We start from the raw sequence: 17,578 nt of genomic DNA, 5'->3' as shown, positions 1-17,578 counted from the left end.
CCCCATGCCGAACTCAGTAGTGAAACGAAACAGCGCCGATGATAGTGTAGCATTTGCTATGTGAAAGTAGGACATTGCCAGGCTCCAAATTGAGAAAGCCGCTTCAGAAATGAAGCGGCTTTTTTACGTTTAAAATGTGAGTTAGCGAGAGTAAAGTTAGCGAACGTTTGACATAGGGCGCGAAAAGTTTATTTTTGTAAAACTCTAAACTCTAAACTCTAAACTCTAAACTCTAAACTCTAAACTCTAAACTCTAAACTCTAAACTCTAAACTCTAAACTCTAAACTCTAAACTCTAAACTCTAAACTCTAAACTCTAAACTCTAAACTCTAAACTCTAAACTCTAAACTCTAAACTCGCAAATTTATTTCCTCTATCAGCTAATGATACCAATCTGCCAAATTATGTGATCTAATTAGCACACTGATACTTATCTACTTTTACTAAATTTAACTTAGAAAAATCCAAGCAACTTTTAGCTTTATCACGTAAAGAGCCTAATGCAAGAAAGCGCATACGCCTGCTTGCTGTTTCATTATTCTTTGAGGGTGAAAACAGAACGAATATTGCTAAGCGCCTAAATACAGCGCGCGGCAGTGTCAATAAATGGGTTTCAAACAACCTTAACAATGGAGTTGGATACGGCAACACTGTTTATCTAATCGTGTGTTTAGTGGTTATGAAGAAATAGTCGAACAGGTTTCGCAAGCGTGGAATAAATTCATTCCTGATCCTGATACGGTTAAAAGCATATGCTCTAGAGACTGGATCAAATTGACTTAATCTTTATGCAGACTGGTATCACAGACAAACCCGCACTCTCTATAAAATCACCCAACTCGCTAACGACATAAGAAGAAACTATAAACTAGACAATAAAAAGCCCAACGTTGTGCTGGGCTTGGTGTAATACCAATCGACTTAAATATTTAACACTCTAGCGAGCTAAATAAAGCGCTAACAGCGTTATAATTTTTTCAAAAAGAACAACTACATGTCAAAATTTACGCCTTGTTATCACTGTATTTATCTGTCGCTATAAATGGTCAGTAACTTAACACGATTGGTATAAATCTGTTAACTATTAACCTTCTCGTTGGATCAGCCCTTCAAGAGCGCGAATGTTGGTGAGTAAGTCTTGCCTTTGTGGGTTAGCGTTAAGTGCTTTTTTAAGCTGGCTTAATGCTTCTTTGTAGTTTTTATTTTCAATTTCAATTTGCGCGAGACCTAACCATGCAGAGAGTTGGTACTCAGGTAAAGCTTGTGCTCGTACATACATTAACCTTGCTTGTGTCAGTTGGTTTTGTTGCTGATAGATATTTGCCAGGCTTAACAGTGCATCGCCAAGATTTGGGTCGATTGTTAATGCTTTATGTAAACTCTTTTGAGCTTGTTTAAAGTTACCTTGCTCAATTGCTAGCTGAGCGGTATAAACTGAAAACTCTGCGCGGGATTGTTTTGATAACTTATTTATGAAAGGGTTTAGTTGCGAAACGAGCTGCTTGGCTAGCTGCCATTTTTTTTGTGCGATAAGCCAATTTAGGGTTTGCATACTAATCTCGCTAGCTTCTGCTATTTGAGCTGGCTGAGTGCTTGCTAATGCATTACTTAACAATTCAACAGAGCGTGAGTAGCTACCTTGTGTAAGGTGAAGTTGTGCTGCAAGTAATTGATTACTTGCATTGCTAGGTGCCAGCTTTAAAGCTACTTCAATACTTGCCAAAGCTTGTTTATTGTTGTCTTGTTGTAAGGCAATTTGTGCACGTTGTAGCCAAAGCTCTGGATTGTTAGGGGATGCATTTAATAGCTCTTTTAGCAGAGCTTGGGCTTGACCTAGATCGCCTGCAGCAATTAGTGAAAATAGTAACCCTTGTTGATATTGTGCTTGCTGTGGCTCAAGCATTAATGCCTGACGATAAGCTGCAATTGCGCTCCAAGGCTGCTCAGCTTGTACATGAATATAGGCAAGTTGCGCATAGACTTGCGCATCAGCTTGGCCAAGTTCAATACAGCGGGTTAGATGTGGCTGTGCTTGTTGATAATTACCTTGCTGCATATAGAGCAGACTTAAACCTTGATGAGCTTTAACTAAATCTGGCATGCTTGATAAACTTGCCTTTAACGCCTGCTCAGCTCCTGCAAACTGTTTTAAGGTTAACAAAACTTGGCCACGTAAAAGTTGTAACGCAGGGCTATCGTTACCTAATTCACGTTGTTTAAATAGATCAGCAACAGCTTGGTAGTTACCTTGTTGTAATAGTGGTTTTAGTTGCTGGGCGAAGCTGCGTTCATTAGCTTCGATTTTTATATCTGTTGGGCTCAGTAAATTATTATTGATCAGCAACTGCCAGTGTGGATCGCTTGGTTGTAGCTTTACCTGCAATGAGGTTGCTTGGCTGGCAGCCATATAAAAGGTTAATGGCACGATAGCTAAAGACGTTAACCATTTTTTTGTTGTTAATTTTTTCATTGTATTTTCACTTAAATACTGGCTTTACTAAGGTTTAAATTCAATGGGCCAAATAAATCTGGCTCTCACTATTTCACCGTCTTTTTTTGGTGAACTAAACCGACTTTGCTTAATGATCTTGTCTATTTCAGGCTTTAGCTCAGGGTACGGGTTTTGTATAACATCAATTAAGCTTAATCGGCCATTTTCATCGATAAAAACATCGAGCTTCACGATGAAGGTACTCACACCTTGGCGAGTTAACTTTTTAGGTAATACTGCTTTTACGGGAGTGAGTAGCGTGGGTAAACCATCTAGTTGATTTAAGCTAAAGGCATCCCAATTAACTTCGATAGATTGAAATTCAGGAGTCGCAATTGGCATATTTGCAAGGGTTGGTTTACTAAGCGAAATTTTACTTTCAATTTTTATATTAATGGCTTGAATAGTTGCACCCGCACCTTCGACAACGAGGCTTTGCATCGGCTCTGTTACAGCTGATTGCGTCACGGTTGGTGGCGGAGGTGGAGGCAGTGGCACTAAAGCAACTTCGCGAACGATAACTTTGTCGTTGATAACGTGCTCAGCAATTTGGCCAAGCCAGAGTAAAACTAATGCGCATGCAAGTACCGTTAGGCTCAACATAAAAGCAAAAAACGGATGACGTTTATTAGCTATTGCAGGTTGTGATGCGAGTATATTATTTTGCATATTATTGCTGGGTCGCTAAGTTAACGGTTGCTGCACCAGCAAGTTTTGCTTCGTCTATTACTTTTACTAATAGCTCAGTTGGTACGGTTTTATCAGCTTGGATCACTACTGGTCTTTGCTGTTGTTTTAGCATTTGCTCTACGCTGCTGCGCACACCGGCCACGCCAATTTGGCTACCGTCAAAGTAAACCTGCTGACTATCAGTTATGGCAAGAAAAATAACTTGTTGCTCTAATCTGCTTGCTGAGACGGCTTGCGGTTTATCAACCTCGACCCCACTTTCGCGAACGAAAACGGTGGTTACAATAAAGAAAATCAATAGTATAAATACCACATCTAATAGTGGTGACATATCAATATGATGCGCAGATTGTTGTTCTAGGCGTTGTTTTAAACGTGCTTGCATTGGCTTAGCTCGCTTGCTGTTGGATAGTACTGTTACGTGTTACGTACAGCAAGTAAGCTTGCATCAGCCATGCAGGAATTGCGCAGACTAACCCCAGTTGTGTGGTGAGTAGAGCATTACTTATCGCTTCGCTCATTAATTCGTTTTCGCCTTGCGACATCACTTTAAATGTATCGAGTAAACCAATAATGGTGCCTAATAAACCAAGTAATGGCAGCGCAGCGGTCAAAATAGAGCTGACATCGTGCCAGTAACCTTGGCGTTGCAGTTTATATTGTTTTAAATGCAGGATATCGTGCCAAATGAGCTGATAAACAAATAGCGCTAATAGGATGATAAGCCAGCAGATAAAATTATCGAACAGTTGCTCAAACATTTTTCACCTCAAGTTGACTAAGTTGCAGTGCGAACGCTTCAAGTTGGGTGTAATAGGCTTTAGCTTTACGCGATAGTAGCGCATTGAGTACTAATGCTGGTATGGCAACAACGAGGCCAAGCTCGGTAGTGATCAAAGCTTGGGCAATACCACCAGATACCACTTCTGGATCGCCTGAGCCAAATAACGTCATCATTTTGAATGTTTCAATCATGCCACTGACTGTGCCCAATAAGCCCAGTAGCGGTGCTACCGATGCTGTGATCGCGATTGCGCCAATGTAGTTATCAAGCTTGTGTTTATTATGCATCAGCTGATTAAATAACTGGTCATCTCTTATTTGTCCTATGTTGCTATCAACAGAGAGTTGAAACAGCGTTGCTTGCATTCCGCTGAAGCTGTGTTGCTCAGGTTGATTAAACGCAGTTTGTAAAGTCAGCGTCGAGACAGCTTTGATCTTACTAAGGCTAAATAATTGATATGCCTTGAATAGCGCAATTAATAATGCAAAACATGCAAATAAAATAATAGGGATTGCCCATAAGCCACCTTTTTCAAGATGTTCAACTGCACCTTCTTGTTGCGCTTGACTGGCAACTAAGCGGGTTAAACTTGGATCAAATGTTAAAGAAGCTGCGACCTTAGCTGAGTTTGTATTTACTTGTGAGTAAGCAATATCAAATGGGTTATTCTCATCACTTGATTGAACTATAGCTACTTTTGGTACTGCAACGTTAGCTGCTGATGAAAGCAGGCCGGTTAGTTTTGGCTGTGCAACACTAAACCAAGCCACGGGACCTACTTGTAATGTTGTAGCTGCGGTCAGTTCGCCATTTTTCAATACTATATTTTGTTTTTTAAACTCTGGATATAATGCCGCGGTTTGCTGCTCTATCACCGCGACTACATCATTTAAAAGTGCTTGTTGATCGTTTTTACTTTGCGCTTGCTGAGCGTATTGACGAGTAAATCGGTTGAGTAAATTTAGCCGATATTGCTGTTGTTGTTGCCAGCTATCTAAGCGTGTTTGTAGCTGGGTTAAACTCAATGTGTCTTCATCAGCTAAACGGCGATTGAGTGTCGCTTGCTCACGCTCTTTTTTAAGTGCTTGCTGTTTTTCAAATATCTGTTGTGCCATAGTTGTTTGCTGTTTGGCAATCCGCTGTTGTGCTTTATTTAAAACGCTCTGCGCCGTTTTAATATCCGTTAGCAATTGTTGTTTGGCAGCATCCGCAGTCGCGGCTGTTACTACTTGGCTAAAACTCAGTAGTGTAACAAACCAAAAAGTACAGAATCGTTTCATGGCGTCAGCTCCTTAGCTGCATAGCTAAATACAGGCAAGGTAAGCCAGTGAGCTGCTTGTTTTTTTTCTTGTACAGCGATACCGTGGGCAATTTGCTCGCCATCAATTTCAGTATCAAATTGCCATTGCCAACCTAACTCAGAAGGGAAGCCAATGCCCGCATAACTTAAATCATTACTAACAAACCATGCTTGTGCGGCACCCAAATAAAGCTGTTTTACCCATATTTCTTTGCCTTCACTATTACTGATTGCCATTTCATGAATTGAAATTCGGTTTTGAAAATCAGCCAATTGGCCAAGCATTTTTAAAGCAATTTGTAGCTTTTCATTCGCATCTAGGCTTTCGTTATCTAGATCGCCAATACTTTGCCAGCTCGCCAGTAATGGGGGAGGTAATTGTACTTGCAGTGAGCGCAATTGCTGGCTGAGCTGGATTAATTGACTATTGAGCGCGTTTTCATCGGTCTCAAGCTGGCTTTGTTTTTTAATTAGCGCAGTGCGCTTTTCTGCCAGCTCAGAGGTGTTCTTTTGACGATTTTGGTTTAGCTGTTTGAGTTGTGTTTGCTCTGCATCAAGTAAGATTAATGTTTGTTGCATCGAGGTTTTTTTTTCTAGCCAATGTGTTTCTAACTCACTAGTTTGTTGTTCTATTTGTAACCACTGATTAACGAGGTTTTCAAGTTCGCTAACCGGATCAGCTAAGCTTGAGAATGAGCTTAGTAAAATAACTGCCCCAACAGATTTTATAAAACGTTGCATATGCTAAGTAATGCCCTAAAAGTAATAACCATTTACAGTACAAAGCCAAGCTCTGGCTTTAACTTTATAAAATTAAAAAACCTTGATTTTTAAGCGCTTAAACTTAATTTTTTACGCCACTCATGCATCCAAGTTTACTGTGCATTTACAGTCGCGTTACGTAAGTTTAAAAGTGTGAAAAATAGTACAATGATTGACAAAGTAATACAAGTGATAACATTTCGCATTTACATTGATATTACTCGGTGCTAGGATTCCGCCGAACTTAAATCAACGTGCTTAAATGACTTGCTACAAAAACAACGTGTTAGCAAGTTCCCTGCTAATGGAGCTGAAATGGATAAAATGACTAATAAACGCCGAACTTATATAAAACCGCTGGCTGCTTTTGTTACCGCAACTTTATCAACTTGGGCGTCTGCTCAAGGAGCTGAAAATATACAAGAGCTATCAGTAACCAAAGCAAAAACGCAATCGGAACAAAGCTATAAAGTTGAAAAATCATCATCAATAAAGAACACCCAGCCGTTGGTTGATACTGCAAAATCAATAACGGTTATTAACAAAGCTGTGATGAAAGATAGAAATGTAGATAGTTTGCAAGATGCGTTACGTAATGTTTCGGGTATTTCATTGGCGGCGGGTGAAGGCGGTGCGCCAGCTGGTGACAGTTTATCTATTCGTGGTTTTAGTGCTGCCAATGATATTTTTATCGATGGTATTCGTGATATTGCCGGGTACGACCGTGATACTTATAACGTTGAGCAAATCGAAGTTGCAAAAGGTCCAAGCTCAGCGACAACAGGCCGAGGTTCAACGGGTGGTAGTATTAACTTAACGACAAAAACGGCGACGTTGGATGAATTTAATGATGCTTCGCTGCGTTTAGGCACAGAGAGTGATTACCGCGCGCAAATCGATAGTAACTTTAAAGTGGCTGAAACATCAGCGCTACGTGTCAATTTACTGGTTGATAAAGGGGATGTTGCTGGGCGTGATCATGTTGAAAAAGAAAAACAAGCAGTAGCGGTTTCGTTTGCGACTGGTTTAGGCACCAATAGCCGTTTTAATCTTAATGCTGATTATCAGAATCAAGATAATATGTCTGATTACGGTATTCCGTGGGTTGGTTCTAGCCCTGTTGCTGAACTTGCTGGTAGCGAAAATGCAGCACCACCGGTGAATTTCACTAATTTTTACGGTAACGTATATCGTGATTTTGAAGATATCGAAGCGTATTCAACAACTGCAAAGTACGAGTATGACTTGTCGCAAACAACCACGCTACGTGCCCAAGGTCGCATTGGTCGTGTAGAGCGAAAAGATACAGTGACAGCGCCGCGTTTTATTGATGTAAAAACAACAACTGATATTAGAATGAGCGACGTTAAAAATCGCGATACGCGCAATGAATTGGCTACACTGCAACTTGATTTAGTTGGTGAGTACTATTTTGCTGGTGTAAAACATAATGTGGTTACTGGTGTTGAATTAACTAACGAGACATTTAGCCGTTGGAATGTGACTGCATTGGTAGCTGATAATTTAAAGAACGAACCAGCGCTGAATGACTTATACAACCCAGATGCTTATTTACCTTACACTGGTCAGTATGGTCGTGATGGCACTAGTACTGAAGCGGTTGCTAAAACCCGTGCAATTTATGCATTTGATACAATTACATTTAATGAATATTGGCAATTAACTGCGGGTTTACGTTCAGAGCAGTACGATAGCGATTATCAGTATGATTACAAGGATCCAGCATTAACGATCTCAACTAGCGATACCATGACTAGTTGGAACGCATCTGCCGTATATAAGCCAAGTCAAAATAGCAGCATTTACTTTGGTGCAGGTAACTCGTATAACCCATCGGCTGAAGGCATTGCAGTATCTACTCGTGGTAATTCAAGTGAGTTAGATCCGGAGAAGAGCCAAAGCTATGAGTTAGGCACTAAATGGAATTTACTTGATGATAAGTTGATGACCAGTGCCGCTATTTTTAGAACGGTTAAAACTAATGCGCGCGTGGATGATCCTAATAGTGATCAGCGTGGTGTTGAAGTGCTTGATGGTGAGCAACGAGTGCAAGGTTTAGAGTTGTCTGCAACAGGTATTATCACCGATGAATTAAGTATCATCGGTTCTTATAGCTATCAAGATAGCGAAGTTACTGAATCTACGGTTGATGGTGATGTTGGGCATAACTTGGCTCGAGCACCTAAAAATAGCTACAGTGTTTGGGCTCGATATGACTTTAGCGACGCGATAGCTGCAGGTTTTGGCGCACAATATATTGGTGAGCGTTATAATGGTAATTCAGCGACCAGTCGTAAAGCCGACAGTTATGTTTTGTTCGATATGATGCTTTCTTATCAAGCAACTGAGCAGTTAAGCATTCAGTTTAATGGTGAGAATTTAACGGATGAAGATTATGAAGATAAACTAGGTGGCGGACACTTTATTCCTGGTCAAGGTCGTTATTTTACACTAACGGCTAGTTATTCTTTCTAATTACAAACTAATGTTTGTTAAATAGGTTAAAGCTTATTAAACAGGTTAATGCTTATTAGCCTGTTTTTTTAAGATTTGGGAACTTCCATGCTATTAAAAATACCAGACTTGCTCAGTGCTGATGAAGTCGCTTATTGCCGTAATGTTTTATTAGCCGCGCAATGGACTGATGGCAGTGTTACCGCAGGTTATCAATCAACTAAGACCAAAAATAACTTACAATTACCTGAGCAAAGCGCTGCAGCCAAAGAGCTCGGTGATATAGTTATGGGCGCTCTGGCTCGCAGTGATCTATTTATGTCAGGGGCGTTGCCTGCAAAAATTTTTCCACCTTTATTTAACTGTTACCAAGGTGGCCAATCGTTTGGTATTCATGTTGATAATGCGATTCGACAAGTACCTGGCACACCAGTGAAAATTCGTACGGATTTATCAATGACGTTATTTTTGAGCGAACCAGAAGACTATGATGGTGGCGAACTCGTTATTGAAGATACTTATGGCTCTCACACAGTAAAACTCCCTGCAGGTAGCATGGTGTTGTATCCATCAACCAGTTTACATAAAGTTACTCCCGTAACTAGGGGGCGACGTTTAGCTTCATTTTTTTGGTTACAGAGCATGGTTAATAGCGATGAAAAGCGTGGTTTGTTATTTGAATTGGATATGTCGATTCAAAGCTTGCGCGAAAAAGTCAGCGATAGCCCTGAGATTGTTAGGTTAACTGGCGTGTATCATAATTTATTAAGGCAATGGGCACAGACGTAAACAGGTTGTAGTGATGTGTATTTAAACCAAAATATAAAAGTATATATTTATAAGGCGCTACCACGATTGGTTAAGTGATAGCGCTTTTTAGATCTTACAATACACATTATTAAATATGTTATTGAAATGGTAGTTAATTAAGACTCTTTTTTGCAAAGCTAACAATTACCAGTAAATTTGCGATAAACCATAAGTCTTTAATAACAAAAAGGCCTAATCTTGCAAGTAGTGTTGAGCTGTCAAAAGCTCCTTCAGCTGAGAATAAAAATGTCTGTGTCATTAAAAATACGGCACTGCAGCCAAGAGCCGCAACATAAATGGCTAATGGATGCTTTTTAATGATAGCCAGAGCGAGTGCTAAAGCAAAAAAGATGTCGTACGCACCAATTAGATTAGACGCTGTTTGCACTGAAAATAAGGTATATAACCAAGACATAAAAATAGAGGTTGATACCAGTGATATAATTCCATTTGCTTCAAACTCGTAAAATTTCATACCACCAATCCAAATAAGCACTAATGCAACAGGAAAGAAATTCAAAATTGCCATGCCTTGAGCTGACAAGCGCTGCGGTTTATAAAGGTAAATAGCGAGAGAAACAAGTGCAGTGTACTTAATTATACCTTGCCCAGAGCCTATAATTGGGAAGCCACCTAAGTCAGTCATCCAGCGGCTTTCACTTAATAAGGTAACAAGCGGTATAACGGCAAGAGTGATCAGGCTAACAAAAGCAGGGTTCTGAAAACGTGATTGTTTTAAACTTAAAATAATAAATAAAGCGGTTACTAAAAAAGCCACTCCAGCGAGTATTGATTGCCCAGTTTTAGGGATTACATTGGCTAATTGATAAAAATTGAAAATAGCATGCACATTATTTACCCCTGCTCCTAATAAGAGACTAAGACCCAATAGCGATAAGCTAATAATTAGCAGTGAATGAATACTGTAACGAGTATAGGTTGGTTGCATTTTTGATAGGTGATTAAATATAGATACTGTAAAAGAGTGGTAAACGAGACTTTTTATTTCAAAAAATATAAAAAAACCAGCTTATTGAAGCTGGTTTAAGTTTAGCTATTTATACCCATTTGGGTTGTTACTTTGCCAACGCCACGTATCTTGCATCATCACATCGATACCACGCTCTGCTTGCCAATCAAGTTCACTAAGGGCTTTTTCAGGCGCTGCATAACAAGCTGCAATATCACCTGGGCGACGAGGTGACACCTGATACGGAATATCTTTACCACAGGCTTTGCTAAATGCGTTGAGCATTTGTAGCACCGAATAACCATTACCGGTGCCAAGATTGTAAACATGGGCACCGGTATCTTGGTTTATTTTATTAAGTGCCTTTAAATGACCAAGCGCTAAGTCAACAACATGGATGTAATCACGCACACCAGTACCATCAACCGTATCATAGTCATCGCCGAAGATACCCAGCTGCTTTAATTTACCCACTGCCACTTGCGCTATGTAAGGTAATAAGTTGTTTGGAATACCATTGGGATCTTCACCAATTAGGCCTGACTCGTGCGCACCTACGGGATTAAAGTAACGCAAAATTGCGAATGCAAAGCGCTCATCTGATTTAGCGATGTCTTGTAACATCATTTCAACCATCAGTTTTGATGTGCCGTATGGATTAGTAGTGCCACCTACTGGGAAATCTTCTTGAATTGGCAGGCTTGCTGGATCACCATATACTGTTGCCGATGAGCTAAATACGAGTTTAAACACACCTGCATCGCGCATAGCATCAACGAGAGTCAGCGTACCTTGCACGTTATTTTGGTAATACTCAATGGGTTTCACCATTGATTCACCGACAGCCTTTAAACCGGCAAAATGAATAACACTCTCAATTGTATGTTTTGCAAACACGCTGGCCAAAAATGTTTTATCAAGGATGTCACCTTGATAAAAGTGCACAGTTTTACCAGTGATTTTTTTTACACGCTCAAGTGATTCCACACTCGAGTTGCTTAAATTATCAATGATAACAACATCATTATCTTGTTGTAATAATTCAACAACAGTGTGTGAGCCTATGTATCCCGCGCCACCTGTTACTAAAATTGTCATGAAATCTCCATATATAAGGTGAAGGTGTATAGTTGTAATTTCATCATAAATAGCACTTCAATACATGCTTTATCTGATCTTTTTGTTGTTCCATGATGTTACGGTATCAATTAATCATAGTTAACTGGTGTCTGGTTACATGTTTTACCTAAATGATAACAATGATGGTGAATAGTATTAAGCTATAGTTAAGTTGTTAATGCTATTATTTCAACTACATTAGCCCACGGGCATTTTGGAGATAGACAATGAATACATTTAAAAAAGTAGCGATGGCTATGTTAGTTATGCTGCCGGTATTTGCTCAAGCAGGAGAAGCTGTCGTTAAATGGCAAGACTTCAATGACTACCGTGATGTACGTCCTTCAAATGAACCTAAAGGCTCATACCATAAACATGTAGCGAGCAGTTTCGAAAAGCACTTTAATAAACTGGCAGAAAAGTTGCCCGAAGGATATAAGTTTAATGTTGAAGTGACTGAGCTGGATTTAGCCGGTGATGTTCGCTTTGGCGGTATGAATGATTTACGTATTGTAAAACCAATTTATTTTCCACGCATTGAGTTTCAATATTCGGTTACTGATAAAGACGGTAACGTGATTAGTCAAAGCGATAAAGTCGAATTAAAAGATATGGGCTTTATGGATAAAATTAAAATGGGCCGTGATGAACAGTTTTACTATGAAAAACGTTTGATCACTGATTGGTTTGATAAAGAATTACTGCCAGTTGTCACCCCAAGCTAAATTAAGAGTAAAAAGCGCTACAGTTTAATGTTAGCGCTTTTTTAGTTACTTGAACGTTGCGAGTAATTGCAGTAACTGTTGTAATTTAATAACAGTGGTTTTTAGCTTTTCTTCACTAAAACCTTCTGAACTTAAGCTTTCTACATCTGCAGCTACATCTAACACATAAGGTTTGAAGCGCTTTGCTTCAAAGGTAAAACCAGCATCGGCAGGAAATAACGCTGTAAATTTACCTAAGCCTTGTTGTTGCAACTCATCTAATTTTTTATCTGCGTCAAGTGACTGACGATAAACAATTTTTAAGTTGGCATTGAGTTGTTCAATAATTGAATCCATTTTTTTCCTAAAGCTTTAGACCGCAATGCCGATATAATACGGGTAATAAACTAAAAAGTCAGGTATGAGCTATGAATATATCAGGTGGAAATCTACCGGCCATGAGTGGCGCGGGTCAAAGTGGCGAAGTATACAGCGCAGCATTGGCAAAAAAACAGCAAAAAGCGGATGGTGCAGCAGCACTGGCACTTATTGAAGGTGCCGCTAGTTCGAGCGCTGCACAAACGCCAGCAAAATCAGTTACAGCTTCGCTTGGCAATAACGTTAACGTATACGTTTAAGCCTTGTATTTATAAAAGCTTGAGGTCAATCGGCGTTTTACTTTTTTGACCGCCGATTTCGCGCATCAGCTTTGGTACTAAAAATCCTGGCAATGCGATAAGCATTTCGGCCATGATTTTGCGTGCCTGTGATTCGTCGATATCAAAATGACTCGCTCCTTCAACTTTATCAAGTAAATATAAATAATAAGGCAGTACGTCGGCATCAAATAACGCTTCGCTTAATGCGACTTGCGCTTCACTAGTATCATTTACATCCTTTAATAGCACCGCTTGATTGAGTAACGTGACACCTACCTTTTTGAGTTTTTGCATTGCCACTTTAAAATCATCATCAATCTCGTTGCCATGGTTAATGTGATTAATAAACACAATTTTAAGTGGAGACTTTGCAAAACGTTCGCACAGTTGGTCAGTAACGCGAGATGGGATCACCACCGGTAGGCGGCTATGAATTCGCATTCGTTTAATTTGTGGTAATTGTTCAAGCTCATCCATAAACCAACTAATTGCGTCGTCTTTGGCCATTAACGGATCACCACCACTTAAAATCACCTCGTTAATATTAGCATCCGATTTTATGTAATCGAGCGCTGCAATTAAGCTGCGTTTATTTAGCTGATTTTCTTGGTATGGAAAATGGCGACGAAAGCAATACCGGCAATTAACGGCGCAACCAGTTTTAAACATCACTAAAACTCGGGATTTATATTTGTGTAATAATCCTGGTTGAGCGTTGTTTTGCTCTTTTAATGGATCTTTATCAAAACCTGTTTTAGCGATAAACTCTTGGTGGCGCGGCATGACTTGCAGCAATAATGGGTCATTAATATCGCCATAACGCATTTTTTTGATAAAAGGCACAGGCACACGTACCGGAAAAAGAGCTCGTGCTTTGAGGTCTTTTTCGTCGGCCATGCTTGATAAACCTAGCATTTCTAGCAAGGTGCTTGGGCAAGTAACAACATTAGCTAATTCTTTTTGCCAGTTTATATGCAAATTTGCTTCATTTCTTTGTATCATTGGTAGGTAGATTACTCGAAATTATTAGATAGAGGAAACGATGGCGAATTATAGCACCAACGAGTTCAAGGGCGGCCTAAAAATTATGATGGACGGCGAGCCTTGCAGTATTTTAGAAAATGAAATGGTAAAACCTGGTAAAGGCCAAGCGTTTAACCGTGTTCGTATTCGTAAACTTATCTCTGGCAAAGTACTTGAAAAAACTTTTAAATCAGGTGAGTCAGTAGAGGGTGCTGATGTAATGGATACCGATCTTGCGTATCTTTACACTGATGGTGAGTTTTGGCATTTCATGAATAACGAAACATTTGAACAAATCGCAGCTGATGAAAAAGCGCTTGGCGATGCTGGTAAATGGTTAGTTGAAAATGATGTATGTACTATTACTTTGTGGAACGGCAATCCAATAGCTGTTGCACCACCTAACTTTGTAGAGCTTGAGATCACTGAAACAGATCCTGGTCTTAAAGGCGACACAGCAGGTACTGGTGGTAAGCCAGCAACGCTAAGTACTGGTGCTGTTGTGCGTGTACCATTATTCGTACAAATCGGTGAAGTAATTAAAGTCGACACCCGTAACGGTGAATATGTAAGCCGTGTTAAGTAACTTTAATATAGCTTAATAAATCCCAGCTTAAGCTGGGATTTTTTTTGGAGAAAATATGTCAGCAGATCTTTGGCAACCAAGCGCACAAGTAAATACTTTGGCACAACGAGCCGCAATTTTACGCACTATTCGGGAATTCTTTTACCAACGCCACGTTATGGAAGTTGATACGCCTAGTTTAAGTGCCGCGAGTGTTACTGATGTTCATTTAGCGAGTTTTAAAACGCAGTTTATTGGCCCCGGTTTCGCGAAAGGCTTACCGCTTTACTTACAAACATCACCAGAATTTGCCATGAAGCGATTATTGGCAGCCGGCAGTGGTGCTATTTACCAAATTTGTAAGGCATTTCGTAACGAAGAGGCGGGCAGCCATCATAATCCTGAGTTTACTATGTTGGAATGGTATCGCCCTGGGTTTGATGAGTTTGCGCTGATGGATGAAATTGATGAATTAATGCAGCTTATCTTAAATGTTCCACCTGCAGAGCGTTTAACCTATCAAGATGCTTTTACCAAAGCATTAGGACTTGATCCGCTCAGTGCCACTATTGAACAGTTACAAACACTTGCCTGTGAACAGGGGTTTGCTGATATCGCTAAGCATGAAACTCACCGTGATACGTTACTACAATTATTATTTTGTATGAAAGTTGAGCCAACAATTGGCCAACAAAAACCTTGTTTTATTTATCATTTTCCTGCATCGCAAGCCGCACTGGCGAGTATTTGTGAGCATGATATTAGAGTTGCTGGGCGGTTTGAGCTTTATTATCAGAACATGGAGCTGGCGAATGGTTTTAATGAGCTCACCAATGCACAGGAGCAAGCTAAACGTTTTACTGAAGATAATACATACCGTAAAGCGAATAACTTAACACAGGTGCCTATGGACACCCGTTTAATTGCCGCTCTTGAGCATGGTTTACCACAATGCGCAGGAGTAGCATTAGGGGTTGATAGGTTAGTGATGTTAGCAACGCAAAAAGACACGATAAAAGAAGTTATCGCGTTTGATGTAGGCAGGGCTTAAAAGGCTCAAGATTCAAGGTTAAGAAAAGGTAAAAGTAATCTAGCTTTTACCTTTTAACTTATCCCTTGAAACTCGTTTTTATAACTCGTAGATAAATGTGACGCCGGCAACCATTGGTTCGCCAAGCTGAGTGTATGTGTGAGTTGCATACCCTTCGCGTGGGTCGTTACCAAATTCAAAACCACGTGTAGGTACTTCTTCATCAAACACGTTACGTGCCCAAGCGCGAATTGACCATTGCTCAGCCTCGTAACCAGCAGTTAAATTAACTAAATTAATGTTCGGTGCCTGCGAGTTGTGGCTATCTGAGAAGTAATAATTATCTTTACCTTCAATGCCGATTGTAGCAAATAACTCATCAGTAAAGTTATAGCGAGCCGTGAATGCATACTGGTATTTAGGCGCTTGTGATTGCTCGCGACCATCTTGATCTAGACCAGATTGAGCGACAAAGTCATTGATTTTAGTATGTAAATAACCAGCGCTACCGGTAAAAAATAAGTCATCAGTTAATTGGTAACTGCCTTCAATTTCAAGGCCGTAATTCTCTCCAGAGCTGGCGTTATCAATATAACCAGTAAACTTTTGGTCTTCCACTTTCCAGGCTTTTAACTGCATATCTTCGCGATACATATAAAAGGCCGCTAAGCGCAGAATAAATTTCTCATCTAAAGAGCTACCTTTAACGCCAAATTCACCACTCCATAGGTACTCTGGTGCGAAACTAGTGTGGTTTTTAAAGAAATCAGCATCAAGATTTAAACCGTCATCTTTTGCTTTGGCGAGTGCTTCTGAGTTAATCCCTCCTGCTTTATAACCACGAGTTAGGCTGGTATAAATCATGGTACGGTCAATGACTTGATACTCAAGGGCAAGTTTACCACCGACCATCACATCATCAGTACTTTCAATAAAACCATTATTATCGGTGTAATCACCTTGGTATTGCTCAACGCGTAAGCCTGTTATTAAGGTGGTTTTATTACCAATCGGCGTTGCTAGTTGGCCGTAAATTGCGGTATTACTAGTTTCATAAGTTGAAGCGAATGGAGCTGCAAGCCAAGTGTATTGGCGTTCTAAATCAACATTACGGGCTTGATAATAAAGTCCCGTAACCCAGTTACCACCTTTGCCATTAAATTGCAGTTCAGCAGCTTGGTCTTGACGATCTCGAAAGTAGCTATCGGTTGAGCTATAACCATCGGGGTGTAGTCCTGCACCGCATAACTGCGGCTTATTAATATCGTTACATACCCAGTCTTCATCAAAGCTATAAACTAAATCACTATCAATACCTGATAAGTTTAAACTGACATCAAACCAATCAAAGCCAGTGTAGATGTTGGCAAGACCTACCGCGATACTTTCTTGGTTATCTTGGCCTGGGTTATCGGCTACACTATTACGGCTATTATCAAGCGTAAATGCATCATAGCCGTTATTGATATCAATATAATGAACGCTTAATTCAGTGCGAAGATGATCTGTAAGCTGGCTGTGTAGTTTAAAACGACTAACCAGTTCATCTTGCTGTTGTGTTGACTCATTTAAATATAGGTTATCAACATAACCATCAGACTCACGTTGATAAATACTAGCGCGCACTGCGGTGCTGTCTGTAATACCAATACCTGCGGCAACACCGGCTTCAAAACTGTTGTAGTTACCTGCGCCTAGCTGCACTTTGACGCTTGGATCAAAAGTTGGATCGGCTGATTCCATTTGGATCATACCAGCCATACCATCAGCACCAAAGCGAGTACCTTGCGGACCGCGATAAATCTCAACTTGGTTTACATCAAACAGTAATGAACTACCACCTAAGCCGGAATAATTAATGCCATCAATCACTAAGCCAACAGAAGGGTTAATAGGGTCAACAAATTGTGAGCGTAAACCAACCCCACGAATTTGGATGTAACGGCCACGAGAAGCACCAGCGCTAAAATTTACGTTGGCAGCACTGGCAAGCATTTCGTCTAGAAAACTAGCGCCTCGGTCATTAATTTCGCGTTCGCTAAATAAACTGGCACTGGCACTAAGGGTTTGAATGCTTTCTTTTTGAAAGTCTCCGGTGACGAGTATTTTTTCAAGATCAGTATCTTCAGCAAAAGCTGGGGCGCTTATCAAAGGTAAAAGCGCGGCAGTAATTAAAGACAGGCGTAGTTTCATTC

General features: G+C 40.2%; 17 protein-coding genes. 6 read left to right on the top strand and 11 right to left on the bottom strand.

Annotation, left to right across the window (positions count from 1 at the left end; genetic code table 11):
- Window positions 1-1,085: 1,085 nt before the first annotated feature.
- From PSR9079_RS22000 to PSR9079_RS21975, 6 genes are read right to left on the bottom strand one after another with little or no spacing between them, the layout of a single operon-like run.
- Entirely contained in the window at window positions 1,086-2,471 is a 1,386-nt protein-coding gene (locus PSR9079_RS22000; protein ID WP_149983264.1) for a tetratricopeptide repeat protein, read from the bottom strand.
- 27 nt (window positions 2,472-2,498) lie between these two features.
- Window positions 2,499-3,161: an energy transducer TonB gene (locus PSR9079_RS21995; protein ID WP_149983263.1), complete on the bottom strand. Its 663-nt coding sequence runs from the start codon at window positions 3,159-3,161 to the stop codon at window positions 2,499-2,501.
- Between the two features lies 1 nt (window position 3,162).
- Window positions 3,163-3,567 carry an ExbD/TolR family protein gene (locus tag PSR9079_RS21990; RefSeq protein WP_149983262.1) on the bottom strand — a complete coding sequence of 135 codons (405 nt, stop codon included), beginning with the start codon at window positions 3,565-3,567 and terminating at the stop codon, window positions 3,163-3,165.
- A 4-nt stretch (window positions 3,568-3,571) separates the two neighbouring features.
- A complete protein-coding gene (locus tag PSR9079_RS21985) occupies window positions 3,572-3,943 on the bottom strand; it encodes a MotA/TolQ/ExbB proton channel family protein (RefSeq protein WP_149983261.1) in 372 nt (123 codons plus the stop codon).
- Window positions 3,936-5,246 carry a MotA/TolQ/ExbB proton channel family protein gene (locus PSR9079_RS21980; protein WP_149983260.1) on the bottom strand — a complete coding sequence of 437 codons (1,311 nt, stop codon included), beginning with the start codon at window positions 5,244-5,246 and terminating at the stop codon, window positions 3,936-3,938. The genes PSR9079_RS21985 and PSR9079_RS21980 overlap by 8 nt, the downstream gene beginning before the upstream one ends.
- Window positions 5,243-6,007: a DUF3450 family protein gene (locus PSR9079_RS21975; protein WP_145234601.1), complete on the bottom strand. Its 765-nt coding sequence runs from the start codon at window positions 6,005-6,007 to the stop codon at window positions 5,243-5,245. Before PSR9079_RS21975 ends, PSR9079_RS21980 begins: the two co-directional genes overlap by 4 nt.
- 336 nt (window positions 6,008-6,343) lie before the next feature.
- On the opposite strand from PSR9079_RS21975, the gene PSR9079_RS21970 reads away from it, so the two are divergent.
- Together PSR9079_RS21970 and PSR9079_RS21965 are read left to right on the top strand one after the other, a co-directional pair.
- Window positions 6,344-8,524 (top strand): TonB-dependent receptor, encoded by a 2,181-nt coding sequence (locus tag PSR9079_RS21970; RefSeq protein ID WP_149983259.1) that lies wholly within the window; start codon window positions 6,344-6,346, stop codon window positions 8,522-8,524.
- Window positions 8,525-8,611: 87 nt separating this feature from the next.
- Window positions 8,612-9,292, top strand: coding sequence for a Fe2+-dependent dioxygenase (locus PSR9079_RS21965; RefSeq protein ID WP_149983258.1), 681 nt, complete (start codon window positions 8,612-8,614; stop codon window positions 9,290-9,292).
- A gap of 133 nt (window positions 9,293-9,425) precedes the next feature.
- Here PSR9079_RS21965 and PSR9079_RS21960 read toward each other — a convergent pair whose 3' ends face one another.
- Complete coding sequence (locus PSR9079_RS21960) at window positions 9,426-10,262, bottom strand: DUF417 family protein (protein ID WP_149983257.1); 837 nt, start codon at window positions 10,260-10,262, stop codon at window positions 9,426-9,428.
- A gap of 105 nt (window positions 10,263-10,367) precedes the next feature.
- A complete protein-coding gene (gene galE, locus PSR9079_RS21955; RefSeq protein WP_149983256.1) occupies window positions 10,368-11,381 on the bottom strand; it encodes a UDP-glucose 4-epimerase GalE in 1,014 nt (337 codons plus the stop codon).
- Between the two features lie 248 nt (window positions 11,382-11,629).
- Here galE and PSR9079_RS21950 point away from each other — a divergent pair, with 248 nt between their 5' ends.
- Window positions 11,630-12,127: a DUF3016 domain-containing protein gene (locus PSR9079_RS21950; protein ID WP_149983255.1), complete on the top strand. Its 498-nt coding sequence runs from the start codon at window positions 11,630-11,632 to the stop codon at window positions 12,125-12,127.
- Window positions 12,128-12,172: 45 nt separating this feature from the next.
- Here the strand turns inward: PSR9079_RS21950 and PSR9079_RS21945 are convergent, their stop codons facing one another.
- Complete coding sequence (locus PSR9079_RS21945) at window positions 12,173-12,463, bottom strand: prephenate dehydrogenase (protein WP_145234613.1); 291 nt, start codon at window positions 12,461-12,463, stop codon at window positions 12,173-12,175.
- A 71-nt stretch (window positions 12,464-12,534) separates the two neighbouring features.
- Here PSR9079_RS21945 and PSR9079_RS21940 point away from each other — a divergent pair, with 71 nt between their 5' ends.
- Entirely contained in the window at window positions 12,535-12,744 is a 210-nt protein-coding gene (locus tag PSR9079_RS21940; RefSeq protein ID WP_145234615.1) for a hypothetical protein, read from the top strand.
- Between the two features lie 9 nt (window positions 12,745-12,753).
- Here the strand turns inward: PSR9079_RS21940 and epmB are convergent, their stop codons facing one another.
- On the bottom strand, window positions 12,754-13,767 hold the full coding sequence (gene epmB / locus PSR9079_RS21935; protein WP_149983254.1) for an EF-P beta-lysylation protein EpmB: 1,014 nt from the start codon (window positions 13,765-13,767) through the stop codon (window positions 12,754-12,756).
- A gap of 40 nt (window positions 13,768-13,807) precedes the next feature.
- Here epmB and efp point away from each other — a divergent pair, with 40 nt between their 5' ends.
- Together efp and epmA are read left to right on the top strand one after the other, a co-directional pair.
- Complete coding sequence (efp, locus tag PSR9079_RS21930; RefSeq protein ID WP_145234620.1) at window positions 13,808-14,374, top strand: elongation factor P; 567 nt, start codon at window positions 13,808-13,810, stop codon at window positions 14,372-14,374.
- Between the two features lie 55 nt (window positions 14,375-14,429).
- Window positions 14,430-15,404, top strand: coding sequence for an elongation factor P--(R)-beta-lysine ligase (epmA, locus tag PSR9079_RS21925; protein ID WP_149983253.1), 975 nt, complete (start codon window positions 14,430-14,432; stop codon window positions 15,402-15,404).
- Window positions 15,405-15,482: 78 nt separating this feature from the next.
- Here the strand turns inward: epmA and PSR9079_RS21920 are convergent, their stop codons facing one another.
- Window positions 15,483-17,576: a TonB-dependent receptor gene (locus PSR9079_RS21920; RefSeq protein WP_149983270.1), complete on the bottom strand. Its 2,094-nt coding sequence runs from the start codon at window positions 17,574-17,576 to the stop codon at window positions 15,483-15,485.
- Between the last annotated feature and the right edge of the window lie 2 nt (window positions 17,577-17,578).

The organism is Pseudoalteromonas rhizosphaerae (genome assembly GCF_902498845.1).
Lineage (GTDB): Bacteria > Pseudomonadota > Gammaproteobacteria > Enterobacterales > Alteromonadaceae > Pseudoalteromonas > Pseudoalteromonas rhizosphaerae.
The sequence above is the reverse complement of the archived record's forward strand: the minus strand, read 5'-3'. Positions and strand labels throughout refer to the sequence as shown.